At 66.5% G+C, this 12,803-nt stretch carries 13 protein-coding genes; 4 read left to right on the top strand and 9 right to left on the bottom strand.

Translation table 11 applies throughout. The features are described from left to right. Positions 1-49 precede the first annotated feature (49 nt). A complete protein-coding gene (locus tag BRAD285_RS19915; RefSeq protein WP_006609128.1) occupies positions 50-673 on the top strand; it encodes a ParB-like protein in 624 nt (207 codons plus the stop codon). 21 nt (positions 674-694) lie between these two features. On the opposite strand, the gene BRAD285_RS19910 is transcribed toward BRAD285_RS19915, so the two are convergent. The 6 genes from BRAD285_RS19910 to BRAD285_RS19885 form a co-directional block, all read right to left on the bottom strand. Further along, complete coding sequence (locus BRAD285_RS19910) at positions 695-1,279, bottom strand: peroxidase-related enzyme (RefSeq protein WP_006609127.1); 585 nt, start codon at positions 1,277-1,279, stop codon at positions 695-697. A gap of 71 nt (positions 1,280-1,350) precedes the next feature. After that, positions 1,351-2,217: an HlyD family secretion protein gene (locus tag BRAD285_RS19905; protein ID WP_006609126.1), complete on the bottom strand. Its 867-nt coding sequence runs from the start codon at positions 2,215-2,217 to the stop codon at positions 1,351-1,353. Then, positions 2,214-2,423 carry a DUF1656 domain-containing protein gene (locus tag BRAD285_RS19900; protein ID WP_006609125.1) on the bottom strand — a complete coding sequence of 70 codons (210 nt, stop codon included), beginning with the start codon at positions 2,421-2,423 and terminating at the stop codon, positions 2,214-2,216. The genes BRAD285_RS19905 and BRAD285_RS19900 overlap by 4 nt, the downstream gene beginning before the upstream one ends. After that, positions 2,420-4,462, bottom strand: a complete 2,043-nt coding sequence (locus BRAD285_RS19895; protein ID WP_006609124.1) for an FUSC family protein — start codon at positions 4,460-4,462, stop codon at positions 2,420-2,422. Before BRAD285_RS19895 ends, BRAD285_RS19900 begins: the two co-directional genes overlap by 4 nt. Continuing rightward, entirely contained in the window at positions 4,459-4,953 is a 495-nt protein-coding gene (locus tag BRAD285_RS19890; RefSeq protein WP_006609123.1) for a MarR family winged helix-turn-helix transcriptional regulator, read from the bottom strand. Before BRAD285_RS19890 ends, BRAD285_RS19895 begins: the two co-directional genes overlap by 4 nt. Positions 4,954-5,079: 126 nt before the next feature. Continuing rightward, on the bottom strand, positions 5,080-6,834 hold the full coding sequence (locus tag BRAD285_RS19885) for an ATP-binding protein (RefSeq protein WP_083846310.1): 1,755 nt from the start codon (positions 6,832-6,834) through the stop codon (positions 5,080-5,082). A 447-nt stretch (positions 6,835-7,281) separates the two neighbouring features. Between BRAD285_RS19885 and BRAD285_RS19880 the strand changes: the two genes are divergently transcribed. Both BRAD285_RS19880 and hpaD read left to right on the top strand, forming a co-directional pair. Continuing rightward, a complete protein-coding gene (locus tag BRAD285_RS19880) occupies positions 7,282-7,803 on the top strand; it encodes an Hsp20/alpha crystallin family protein (RefSeq protein ID WP_006609121.1) in 522 nt (173 codons plus the stop codon). A 170-nt stretch (positions 7,804-7,973) separates the two neighbouring features. Next, positions 7,974-8,891 (top strand): 3,4-dihydroxyphenylacetate 2,3-dioxygenase, encoded by a 918-nt coding sequence (gene hpaD / locus BRAD285_RS19875; protein ID WP_006609120.1) that lies wholly within the window; start codon positions 7,974-7,976, stop codon positions 8,889-8,891. Positions 8,892-8,904: 13 nt separating this feature from the next. Here hpaD and BRAD285_RS19870 read toward each other — a convergent pair whose 3' ends face one another. Beyond that, positions 8,905-9,354 (bottom strand): NUDIX hydrolase, encoded by a 450-nt coding sequence (locus BRAD285_RS19870; RefSeq protein WP_006609119.1) that lies wholly within the window; start codon positions 9,352-9,354, stop codon positions 8,905-8,907. Between the two features lie 156 nt (positions 9,355-9,510). On the opposite strand from BRAD285_RS19870, the gene BRAD285_RS19865 reads away from it, so the two are divergent. Further along, positions 9,511-10,017, top strand: a complete 507-nt coding sequence (locus BRAD285_RS19865; protein WP_006609118.1) for a hypothetical protein — start codon at positions 9,511-9,513, stop codon at positions 10,015-10,017. A gap of 263 nt (positions 10,018-10,280) precedes the next feature. Here the strand turns inward: BRAD285_RS19865 and BRAD285_RS35840 are convergent, their stop codons facing one another. Together BRAD285_RS35840 and BRAD285_RS19850 are read right to left on the bottom strand one after the other, a co-directional pair. Next, positions 10,281-10,436: a hypothetical protein gene (locus tag BRAD285_RS35840; RefSeq protein ID WP_172889794.1), complete on the bottom strand. Its 156-nt coding sequence runs from the start codon at positions 10,434-10,436 to the stop codon at positions 10,281-10,283. Between the two features lie 76 nt (positions 10,437-10,512). Further along, positions 10,513-12,756: a tetratricopeptide repeat protein gene (locus BRAD285_RS19850; protein WP_006609115.1), complete on the bottom strand. Its 2,244-nt coding sequence runs from the start codon at positions 12,754-12,756 to the stop codon at positions 10,513-10,515. Positions 12,757-12,803 lie beyond the last annotated feature (47 nt).

Raw genomic sequence — 12,803 nt, 5'->3', positions numbered from 1 at the left:
GGCCGGGAGACGTGGCATAATGCGGATCATTTGATCCGGAGCCTTATCCATGGCCAATACCCGCGAGCCGCTGCTGCATCCGATCCCGATCCTGTCGCTGCGTCCGACGCAGATGACGGTCGGCATGCGCGAGGTGAAGGAGAAGCGCGTGCGCTTCCGCGAGCACAAGGCCAAGAAAAAGGCCGAGCTGCTCGGCAAGCACATGATCCCGGTCGTGCTCGGACCGGACAAGCGCCACTACGTGGTCGACCATCATCATCTGGCGCGCGCGCTGCACGACGAGGGCGTCAAGGACGTGCTGGTCACGGTGATCGGCGATCTTACGATGGTCGACCCGGATGGCTTCTGGAACGTGATGGACAACAAGCGCTGGGTCTATCCCTACGACGCCAAGGGCGAGCGGCGGCACTTCAAGGACCTGCCCAAGACGGTCGCCGACCTGAAGGACGATCCGTTCCGCAGCCTCGCCGGCGAGCTGCGCCGCGCCGGCGGCTTCGCCAAGGACACCACGCCGTTCAGCGAGTTCCTGTGGGCCGACTTCCTGCGCCGCAAGGTCAAGCGCAAGACGGTCGAGACCGACTTCGCCGGCGCGATGGAGCACGCGCTGGCGTTCGCCAAGAGCCATGATGCGGTCTATCTGCCCGGCTGGTGCGGGCCCGCGTCGGACGATTGATCGCGGCGCTTACTTATAGCTTTACTTGGCCTTCGGCAGCCGCCCCATCAGATAGAACTCGTCATTGGGCCGCATGCCCGTGACATTGGCCATCCGGTTGGAGAGCGCGAAGAAGGCCGCGATCGCGGCGATGTCCCAGATGTCGTCATCGCTGAAGCCGTGCTCCGCCAGCGCCTTGAAATCGGCGTCCCCGACGGTCTGTGCCTCCAGCGCGACCTTCATCGCGAAGTCGAGCATGGCGCGCTGGCGCGGGGTGATATCCGCCTTGCGGTAGTTGATCGCGATCTGGTCGGCGATCAGAGGATTCTTGGCGCGGATGCGCAGGATCGCGCCGTGGGCGATCACGCAATACTGGCACTGGTTGGCGCTCGACGTCGCCACCACGATCATCTCGCGCTCGGCCTTGGTCAGCCCGCCGTCCTTCTCCATCAGCGCGTCGTGATAGGCGAAGAAGGCGCGGAATTCGTCGGGGCGATGCGCCAGGGTGAGGAAGACGTTCGGCACGAAGCCGCTCTTCTCCTGCACGCCCAGCAGACGGGTGCGGATGTCCTCCGGCAGCGAAGCGATCGCGGGGACGGGGAAGCGGCTGATCGTGGATTGGGTCATGGGCGATGGGTCCGGCATGGCGTGTGGGCAGCGAACCTTAGTCGATCGGCGAGGGCGCGCAACGGCCGAGCTCAGTTCAGCACCTCCACCGTGGCGGAGCGTCCCGCGACCAGCTCGCTCCGCCGCGACGTGTCATCGAGCGCAATGCGCACGGGGACGCGCTGCGCCAGCCGCACCCAGTTGAAGGTCGGGGTGACGTTGGCGAGCAGGCTCGCGCCCTCGGCGCGATCACGGTCCTCGATCCCCGCGGCGATGCTCTCGACGTGGCCGGTCAGCACCTCGCCGGTGCCCATCAGGCGGATGCGCACGGGCGCGCCGACGCGGATGCGCGGCAGCTTGGTCTCCTCGAAATAGCCCTCGACGTGCAGCGTGTCGGTGTCGACCAAGGCCATCACACCTTTGCCGGCGCCGACATAGGTGCCGGGGCGCAGGTCCATGTTGGTGATGATGCCGTTGACCGGCGCATGCACCTCGCTGCGCTCGAGATTGAGCTTGGCGACGGCCTGGTCGGCCAGCGCCTGGTCATAGGATGCCTGCGCCTGCTGCTGGGTGGCGAGCACCTGTTCCTGCTTCTGCTGCGAGACCGCCTCGGTGGTCAGCGAACGGTAGCGGTCGAGGTCGGCATTGGCCTGGTTGAGCGTCGCGAGCCGGCCGGCGACGACGGCGTCGGCCTGCTGCAGCGCGAGCTTGAAGCGGGCACGATCGATCCGGAAGATGACGTCGCCCTGATGCACCGGCTGATTGTCGCGCACCAGCACCTCGGTGACGAAGCCGGAGACGTCGGGGGCGATCTGGACGATATCGGCGCGCACGCGTCCGTCCCGCGTCCACGGCGCCTTCATGTAGTAGCCCCACAGATAGCTGCCGACCAGGATCGCTGCGACAACAGCAGCGGCGGTGACCGCCACGCGGCCGAGCAGAGCAAAGGTGCCTTTCACGACGAGAACTCCGAAGCAAGATAGACGATGCCGCCGAGCACGCAGACGAACAGCGCAAAGTCGAACAATGCGCGGTGCCAGACCAGGCGATAGAAGCCGATCCGGCGCAGTCCCGCGCTGAGCAGGGCGACGCAGCCATAGGCCACGACCAGCCACAGCAGCAGCGAGGGCACCAGCAACCCGGCGATGTCGATGTCGTGTCTCATGCGACGAGACTCCCCAGATCGGTCTGGCTCGCATGATAGGCCGTCGCGTCCGGAAACAATCCGGTGCGGATGCCGACCAGCCCGATCAGCGCATCCTCCTTGGCGGCTGCGGCCGGCTCTGCGAGCGTCTTCAACAGCGCCGCGTCGATCGCGGCGAGCAGGCTGGTGGGCATGACGCCGGCTCCCGCGCCCCGGCCGCGGCACGCGGCGGCGAGACGGTCGAGCATGGTGTCGATGGCGCCCAGCGTCGCCGCCGTCAGTCCATGACGGGCGCGGCGCAGGTCGATGATGTTGAGGCCGACGCGCAGCTGACTCAGGCTGTCGAGCTCGCGGCGGTCGTCCTCGGGAATCGCGGCAAAGCGCTGCGCCAGCAGTCCGAGCCGGTCGAGCATCAGGCCGATGAAGGCGGCGCGGTCATGCTGGCCGCGGCGCTCGGCGGTCAGCGCCAGGGTCTCCCAGCTGGTGCGCAAGAGCCGCTGGGCGATCCATTCGGCGCGGACCGAGCGCACGAGACGGGTCAGCACGACGGCCGCGACCATGCCGACCATGAAGGCGATCGCCGAGTTGGCGTAGCTCTGGAAGTCGGCGCTGTAGGTCGATTGCAGCGCCAGCAGCGTGGCACCGTTGGCGCCGAGGGCCATGCCGATCGGCGTCGTCTGCGGGCGGGCGATCAGGACGCCGAACAGCAGGAACGCCGGCGCCAGCGCCGCGATCAGCAGCTCGACGTCCGAGATCGCCGGCATGATCGCAAACAGGTAGACGGCGTCGATGACGATCGCGACCAGCGACCACGCCGTGAACCTGACGATGCTGGGGGCGGGATCATCCTGCGCGGCGAAGAACGAGCAGGCGACGGCGGCCATCATCGGCGCGGAGGCGCCGTCGGTCCATCCGGTCGCGATCCAGAACGCGCAGCAGACCAGAATGGCGATGACCACGCCGGCGGCCGACCACAGCGCCAATGCGTGGTCGCGATGCCGGGCCGGCGCGATGCCCTGCTCGGTGCGGAAGGCGAGCGGAACCTGGGATGTGTCTTCGCCGGCCGCGAGGGCTGCGTTCAGAGCCCGGCAATCATCGGCGATGTCGACCAGCTCGCGCAGCCTGATCAGCAGACTCGCGGTCATGATCTGGTCCCAGGACGAATTCGCCTCCAGCGAGGGCCGGAGCGCGTCGATCTCGGCCCGCAGCCGATCGGCGGGCTCGCGGTCGCCAGCGGCGGTGACCCAGCCGGCTAGGCGCTGCAGCAGATCCCTCAGCTCCTGCTGGATATGGCCTTCGAGCGCGGCCAGCCGGTCGTGGATCGAGCCCAGCAGCGGCAGCAGCAGCTGCATGTGTAGCCGCAGGGATCGCAGGCCCTCCACGGCGTCGTGGTCCGCCTGGCGGTCGAAGGCGAGGTGCGTGGCGAGCGTATCGATCTCCAGCGCTTCCGCTGCGAGCCGCAGGCGGTGCGCGCGATCCTCCTCGCTTCCGCCACCGCCGAGCAGCACGTCCCGGCTCAGTCGGCGCGCATCGTCGAGCCAGCGCTCGACCTTGGCGGCGACGACAGGAGCGACGCTGCGCGGAAGCACGATGGTGGAGACCAGCGTCGCACAGACGATGCCGAGCGTGATCTCCTGCGCGCGCGACACCGCCACATCGAAGATGCTGCCGGGATCGGTCACGGCGGGAAAGCCGATCAGCGCCAACGTGTAGCCGGCCAGCATGAACAGATAGCTGCGCGGCGTGCGGTCGAGCAGCGAGACATAGAGGCAGACGCCGGTCCAAAGCGCGATGACCAGGCTGAGCAGCTCGGGCGCATTGACGAAGGTCGGCACGATGGCGACGGCGGCGGCTGCGCCGGCCAGCGTTCCCAGCACCCGGTAGAGCGCCTTCGAGGCGGTTGCGCCGGCCAGGGGCTGGGAGGTGATGTAGACGGTGGCCATCGCCCAATACGGCCGCGGCAGGTCGATCCACAGCGCGATCAGCAGCGCCAGCATGGCCGCGCCAAACGTCTTGACCGAGAATGCGAGATCGGCGCCGCGCAGCGGAAATCTGTTCATGGCTCGCCTGCGGGACCAGCATCGGGCGGAATGGCCTCGTGCAGCCGCGTCATGCGCTGCTCGATGCGATGCAAAACGTCGTAGGCGGTCGCGAGGTCCTCAGCCGGAATGCCTTTCAGCAGATCCTCGCGGACATCCCGCAGCACGCCTTCGATCTCCGTGGCCTTGGATGCGCCCTTGGCGGTGAGATGCAGCGTCTTGGCGCGGCGATCGCTCGGATCCTCGCGGCGCTCCACCAGCTTCTCGGCCTGGAGCAGGTCGATCAGGCGGACCAGCGACGGGCCCTCGATGCCGACGTCCTCGGCAAGCGCACCCTGGCGGATGCCCTTGCCGTCGGTGCCGTGCCTGGCGAGCGCCCGCAGCGGGTGGGCGGTCGCCTGCGACAGGCCGTGATCGGCCAGCGCCTGATCGGCCTCGCGGCGCCACAGCCGCGCGACGCGGGCGACGAGGAGGCCGATTTCCGCGGCAAAATTCGGGGGAACGGAGGGCATGGCCAATAGATAGGAATAGAATTGATAGCTTGCAATCTATTTGCTCACACGTCTTTGGGCGCAAGTTCCCGAGCCAGTCGGCCGGGAAACGGCCGCCAGCATTCCGTCTTCGAAGGTTCGGGAGGGTTAGCGCAGCGGCTTCTTGAGCAGCGAGAACCGGTCCGGATCGAGGCCCATCGACGGCTGCAGCATCGGGGCGTCCAGCGAGTTCGGCAGGCTGCCGCGATCGCTGCCCACGCTCATGCCGCCGTCGCCATTTGCGGCGTCGCGGCTCGATGTGGCGCCACGCCAGCGCTCCAGCACCGCGCTGACGAAATGCATGTCGTGGCCGGCATTGACCGAGCGCACCGTGGCGATGGTCGCCTCGCTGCGCGGCATCTGATGCGGCGGCACCTCCTTGAAGCGCAGCCGGGTCGGCAGCGCGACGCCTTCGCCGAACGCCAGCACCTCGCGGGTGCCGAGCGAGGGCACGAAGGAGAGCAGGTTGGCGGCGGCGTCCGACACCGCCGAGCGCAGCAGCGACTGGTCGCGCTCGTTGGCGAGGCGCATCGTGAACAGCGTGTTGCACTGGGAGATGATGGTGGCGTCGAGCTCGGCCGGACGCTGCGTGATCAGACCGAGATAGACGCCGTATTTGCGGCCTTCCTTGGCGATGCGCGAGATCGCCTTGCGGGTCGGGCCGAAGCCGATCGAGCGGTCTGCGGAGGCGTAGCGGTGCGCTTCCTCGCAGACGAACAGCAGCGGCGAGACGCCATCGCTCCAGAGGCCGAAATCGAACGCCATGCGGCAGACCACCGAGACCACGGAGTCGACCACCTCGGCCGGGAAGCCGGCGAGCTGCATCACGGTCATCGGCCGGCCGTTGGCGGGCAGGCGGAACAGATGGCTGATGACCTCGGCCATGGTGTCGCCGCCGACATTGGCGTTGTCGAACATGAAGGCGTAGCGCGGGTCGTTGCGGACGGTCTCGATGCGCGAGATCAGCTTGTGATAGATGATGCGCGAGGAGCGGTTCTCGAGCTTGCCCATGCGCTCGTCGATCAGGTTGATCAGGTCGACGAGGCGGTAGGGCACCGGCGTATCGACCGTGTAGCCCACCGTCTTCGGATCGATGCGCTTCAGGCCGATGCGGTCCGTGTTCTGGTACTGGGTGTAGATGCCCTTCGCCAGCGGGATCACCTCGGCGAGAATGTCGAGCTCCTCCGGCACGCCCGGACGGCCGCCGAACAGGACGTCGACGATCTCCTCGAAATTGAACAGCCAGAACGGCAGCTTCAGATTGCGCGGGTTCAGGACCAGCGCCTTGTCGCCGAAGCAGCGGCCATATTCGTTGTGGACGTCGAGCAGGAAGATGCGCAGGTTGGGTCGCGCTTTGAGGATCTCGTTGAGCAGCAGCGACACGCCGGTCGATTTACCGACGCCGGTCGAGCCGAGCACCGCGAAGTGCTTCGACAGCATTTCCTCGACATTGACGCAGGCGCGCACCGAGGTGTCCTGCTGCAGCGCGCCGATGTCGATGTGGTCGCCGGCGGTCGGCGTGTAGATCGTGCGCAGCTCCTGGCTGGTGATCATGTCCACGGCGTCGCCGATGGTCGGATAATGGGTGACGCCGCGCTGGAACTTCGGCTTCTCGGCGGGGCCGAGAATCTCGCCGAGCAGGTCCACCGACGCGGTCGCGACGTACTCGCTGGCCTGCGAAAGGTCCTCGCTGGTGACCTCGGTGATGATGGCGATGATGGTGGCGCTGGGGCAGCGAATGCTGATGAAGCGGCCGACTGTCGCGCGGATGTCGGAGACGGTCATCTGCTGTGTCGACAGAATGCCGACGCGGGCCTGGGAGCCTCGCACCGAGATCACGCGTCCGAAGGATGTCACGGTCATGAAACCTGTGGTGAATTGTTGCGCCGACACCTTCGCCGCTCTGACTGGACAATTTGTTAAACCGCTCATCATGATGAACGCATGGCCTGCCTTCCGCGGCGTGGGAGGATGCTGCCCTGCGCTGCAAGCGCGGTTCCTCAACTGCGCGTAACGCATTGGGACGTAACGCTTTCTGCAGGCTTTGCTAAAGCGTCGCGCGAGCTGCTCCGGTTTACGTTCGGTTTACCATTTTTAAGGGCTGCTTCAGCTTTGCGCGCGGGCTGATCGATTGAACGACGGCGAGGGCGAGCGCGCGGCGATTTGATCGCGATCAATCTGGAACGGCCGTGTGCCCGGTATATTCTTCCCGTCAAGCGCGAGGGAGCGGATGCGGCCGATATCGCGCTGTGAACCGGCCGCTCATGCCGCTGAAGAGCCGATCCTCGCGTGAAGCAGGAGGATGACATCATGGCTGAACCCACCAAGCTGCCCGTCAACACCGACAAGGCGAATGCGCCATCCTTGCAGGGATGGCGGCCGTTCGAGAACCTGCGCCGCGAGATCGATCGCGTGTTCGAGGACTTCCACGGCGGAGTCTGGCGCACCCCGTCGCTGTTCGACCAACTGCCGGGCCTTGCGCGCGCGAGATCGTTTGCCGTGGCGCCGGCGGTCGACGTCGCCGAGCACGACAATGCCTACGAGGTCACGGCGGAGCTGCCCGGACTCGACGAGAAGAATGTCGAGGTGAAGGTCGCCAGCGGCGTGCTGTCGATCAAGGGCGAGAAGTCGGAGGACAAGGAGGAGAAGAAGAAGGACTATTACGTCCGCGAGCGCAGCTTCGGCTCGTTCGAGCGTTCCTTCCAGATCCCTGACGGCGTCGACACCGACAAGATCGAGGCGGTGTTCAAACAGGGCGTGCTCAAGGTGACCCTGCCCAAGAAGCCGGAGGTGCAGAAGGCCGCCAAGACCATCGACATCAAGGCGGCGTGAGCCGCGCAGCCGCGCGCGCTGTCCCAGGATCATGGGACAGCAGATGGTTCGGACGCTCAGGGAGGGCCGCGATTGCGGCCCTTTTTTTCGTCTGGCTGGAGGGGTAATCTGCCGCCCAAGCAAAATGTCCGGCGCTGTCAGGCCGGGGAACGATCGGAAGGAGACGAGGGATGGGCAAGCTCGCGCTGGCGGCGAAGATCACACATGTGCCGTCGATGTATCTCAGCGAGCTCGATGGCCCGGCCAAGGGCAAGCGGCAGTCGGCGATCGACGGCCATCTCGAGATCGGCCGGCGCTGCCGCGAGGCCGGCGTCGACACCATCGTCGTGTTCGACACGCATTGGCTGGTCAATGCCGGCTATCACATCAATTGCGCGCCGCATTTCCAGGGGCTCTATACCTCCAACGAGCTGCCGCACTTCATCGCGAACATGACGTATGAATACGACGGCAATCCGGAGCTCGGCCACATCCTGGCCAACGGCGCCAACGCGCATGGCGTGGCGACCATGGCGCATGACGCGACCTCGCTGGCGCTGGAATACGGCACGCTGGTGCCGATGCGCTACATGAACCCCGACCGCCACTTCAAGGTGGTGTCGGTGTCGGCGCTGTGCACCTCGCATTATCTCGCCGACAGCGCCAAGCTCGGCTGGGCGTTCCGCCGCGCGGTCGAGGACTATTATGACGGCACGGTCGCGTTCTTCGCCTCGGGCTCCCTCAGCCATCGCTTCGCCCAGAACGGCACGGCCGACGAATATCGCGACAAGATGTTCAGCCCGTTCCTGGAGCGGCTCGACCACGAGGTGATCCAGATGTGGGAGCAGGGCGAGTGGCCCGACTTCTGCGACATGCTGCCGGAATATGCCAGCAAGGGCCATGGCGAGGGCTTCATGCACGACACCGCCATGCTGCTCGGTGCGCTCGGCTGGAACCATTACGACCGCGGCGTCGAGGTGGTGACGCCGTTCTTCCCATCCTCGGGGACGGGCCAGATCAACGCGGTGTTTCCGGTCTCGCCGATGCCGCCGGCACTCGAGGATGTCGGCCGCCCGCGCGCCGCGGCACTTGCCGGTGGGCGGCTCTGACGGCGCGCTTGCCTTACCAGACCCCGGCGCGCGTCAGCATCTCGACGATGTCCTCGGGAAACACCTGGTCGGACGTCGCCGCCAGTTCGTCCCTCTGCCACCAGCGTTGCGCGGCGATCGCCGCGCGCTCGAGCTCGGTCCAATGCATCGACGAGAGCTCGGCCTGCGCGACCTTGATGAGGAAGTAACGCTCGTCCGCGCTGACCTCTTCGCCGTCGACCAGCGTGAAGATCACCGCTCGCTGCGCGATCTCAGGCCCGGGATGATCGATGCGGATGCCGGTCTCCTCGAACATCTCCCGGCACGCCGCGGCCTCGTAGCTCTCGCCCGGATCAAGCCCGCCGCCCGGCGTCGCCCAGAACGCCTGTCCGGCCAGCGCGCCGGCGAGATGCACGAACTTGAACAGCAGCAGGCGACCCTCGGGATCGAGGACGAGCAGGCGCGAGGAGGGGCGTTCACGCATGGAGGCTTTCGACGTTCCGCAAAGAGCACGCGGCGATTAGCACGCGTTTAGCCGGACGACACGCCTTTGTGTGCGCGAGAGCGGGCCAATGGCGGGTGAACTTCGCAGCGGCAACAGCGACCAAACCGGACAGAGACCATCAACCCGGGTCCCGCAATGCTTGGACGAATTTTGTTGCTGCTGCTGCTCTCGACGTCCGGAGCGGTTGCGGCTGGCCGCGAGGCCTGCAATGTCGCGGTCGACATCACCGATCCAGATCCGAACGGCGCCAATGTGCGCGCCGAGCCGGGCGGCACGGTGCTCAAGGCGCTGAAGAATCCGACCAGCAATGGTTGGATCGTCGTGCACCTGACGGCGCAGCAGGGCGACTGGTTCGAGATCGACCGTGCCGTCCTCATCGATGTCGATCAGGACAAGGAGACGGTGATCTTCCAGGGCAGGGGCTTCATGCACCGCGCGGTTGTCGGCGTCGGCGGCCTGCAGAACGGCGCGGTGATCTATCGTGATCCCGTCGCCACCAGCGCCAAGCTCGACGCCCATGCGAGCGGCGATCAGACGGTCGAACTGCTCGGCTGCTCCGGCCCATTCGCCAAGATCCGCGTCAAGGCCGGCATCGGCTGGACCCGGCAGCTCTGCACCAACATGGTCACGACCTGCTCGTGAGCGGCCGCGCGCGCCGTCCGCGACGATGACGATTGCATATGACGATCGAGGTTTTGCGCTGGTCCATCTCCACAACGTCATGGCCGGGCTTGTCCCGGCCATCCACGTCGTCCGGCGCGCTGAGAACCGCGTGGATGCCCGGGACAAGCCCGGGCATGACGGATAAAATCATCGGCAGGATCGTTCGCTGAGACAGTTCCGAATGTCCAATCGCCCCGCGTCCGCTGCGGGCCTGCGGTGACCATCCTGACGCGCGCCGCGCCTCACGCTGCGTGGCGGTGGTGCGACAGCCGTTCGGCCTCGCGGCGGCACTCGGCCGCGAACTGCCTGAGACGCTCGATCGTCACCGTATCGGTGATGCTCCGCTGCAGCCGTTCGGCCCGCGCAATCTGGTCTTCGAGATCCATCAGTCTGCTCATGTCCCGTCTCCCTGAACTGATAATTTGATGCAAATTGCATCGTTCCGGGCGGGTGAACATCGTGGTGAATGGCGGGTTAATTCCGATCGCCCGCGCCGGCCGTCGCTTGTGCGCAGTAGTCCTGCCAGAACTTGCGATAGCCCTGTTCGACCTGCTGCGTGTAGAGCGCGTTGTCTCCGGCGGCTGAATGCGAGACCAGGTCCGTCAGACGGGCGCGCAGCGCGGCGAGCTCTGCGGGCCGGGAGCAGAATTTCAGCGCGATGGCGAGATAGGCGTCGTCATCCTCGGCGACCCAGTCGTCGAGGCCGACCGCCTTGACGATCGCTCCGCCGGCGCGAGCGGCGGGGCCGCTGCCGAGCTTGGTGACGACGGGTACGCCCATTTGCAGCGACTCCCAGGTCGAGATGCCGCCATTCTGCGGGAACGGATCGAGCGAGATGTCGATATCGGCGAACATTGCAAGATGGGCCTGGCGCGTCGTCTTTCCCTCACAACGAACGCGGTCCGCGGCAATGCCGTGAGCGACGAAGCGCGCGATCAATCGGTCACGCATCAGGGCATCGCCCATGGAATGGTTCTTGACGACGATGATCGATCCCGGCGTTGCAGCCATCAGCTTCGACCAGAGACTGAGCGTCGGGTCCGACAGCTTGTCGATGCGATTGAACGCGCCGAAGGTGACGTAACCGTTCCGAAGCATCGGCAGCGGCGACGGCGGAACAGGAGGCGGCGGTTCGATCGTGATGAGCGACGGCAAGTCGTAGATCCGCTCGGCAAACAGCGGCCGGACCGCGGCTGGAATCACGACGGGATCGGCCAGCAGATAATCCATCACGGGCAGACCCGTCCCGGTGACGCTGCCGACGGCCGAGACCTGGATCGGGGCGGGCTTGCGCGCAAACAGTGTGAGCCGGTGGCCGGCGGAATGCCCGGAGAGGTCGACGAGGATGTCGACCTTGTCGGCCTGGATCTGATCGGCGAGCTTGTCGTCGCTCCACAGCGAGGCGTCGACCCAGCGATCGACCAGCGCACGGCACAGCTCGGTCTTGGCGTCCTGCATCGGCGAGCAGGAATAAGCGATAATCTCGAACTTCGCGTGATCGTGGTGGCGCAGGATGGGCATGAAGGCGAAAGCGGCCGAGTGGTCGCGGAAATCCGACGAGACGTAGCCCACGACCAGCCGCCGATCCGGATCGAGATCCCGCGCGCCGAGCGAGCGCTGTGGCAGGCGTGACCCGATCGCGTCCCACCAATATTTCCGCTCAGCCTGAAGGCGCTTGACCGTCACGTCGGGCAGGAAATCCAGCGCGAAGATCTTCTTGGTGATCGCGTCCTCATGATGCGGGTTGATCGCGAGCGCGCGGTCGTAATGCTCGATCGCCGTGGCGGTGTCGCCCTGCGCCGCGGCGCAGACGCCGAGCAGGGTCCAGGCGAGCTCCGAGTTCGGGTTCTGGGCCAGCACCTTGTTGCTGACGGCGATCGCCTGCGCGAGATGGCCATTGGCGAGTGTGACCGTGGCCTTGCCGCAAAGGGCGGCTTCGAGAAGCGGCTCACGCGCGAGCGCGGCGTCGAAATCAGCCTCCGCCTGCTCGAACTTGCCGAGCTCCTGATACACCCGCCCGCGCTGGGCGATCACGGCACCCGCATTCGGATTGATCGCCAGCGCCGTATTCAGCGCGGCCAGTGCAGCGTCGAAGTCGCGCAGATAGGTGCTGGCGACGGCCTTGCCGAACAGGGCGGACAGCAACCGCGGCTGCAGCGAGAGAGCGCGGTCGAAGTTCTGGCCGGCCTCAGCGTGGCGGCTCGTGAACAGCAGCGTCATGCCGCGATTGGCGTAGGCCTCGGCATAGTCGGGCTTCAGCGCAATGGCGCGGTCATGCGCCGAGATCGCCTCCTCGAAACGGAACAGGCTCATCAGCGCATTGCCGAGATGGGTGAGCGCGGTCGGGAAGTTCGGCTTGAGCGCGATGGCGCGCTCGAAGCGGGCGCGGGCGTCCTCGTGACGGCCGAGCCGGGACAGCGCGACGCCGAGATCGGACTGGGCGTCCGCCGCGCGCGGGTCGATCTCGACCGCTCGCGTCAGGAGCAGCACGGCCTGATCGAACCGGCCGCACTCCCGTTCGGACACGCCGAGCAGATGCAGGGCGCCGAAATGCTGCGGCAGCTCCTGCAGGATCTGCTGGCACAGCGCCTGCGCCTCCTGATGGCGGCCCTCGCGATAGGCCTTCACGGCCGCCGGCAACAGCGCGTCCGCCTGCTTCTTGGCGCGCTTCTGAAGCCGTGCGTTCTGAAAGGCCCGCGACCCGACGCTGCTCTGCACGTGGACTCCTCCGCCGACGCGTTCCGTTGTCCGGAATGGTTGTTCCG

This window comes from Bradyrhizobium sp. ORS 285 (genome assembly GCF_900176205.1).
GTDB lineage: Bacteria > Pseudomonadota > Alphaproteobacteria > Rhizobiales > Xanthobacteraceae > Bradyrhizobium.
Note: the sequence above shows the minus strand (reverse complement) of the source record. Positions and strands in the feature narration are given on the sequence as shown.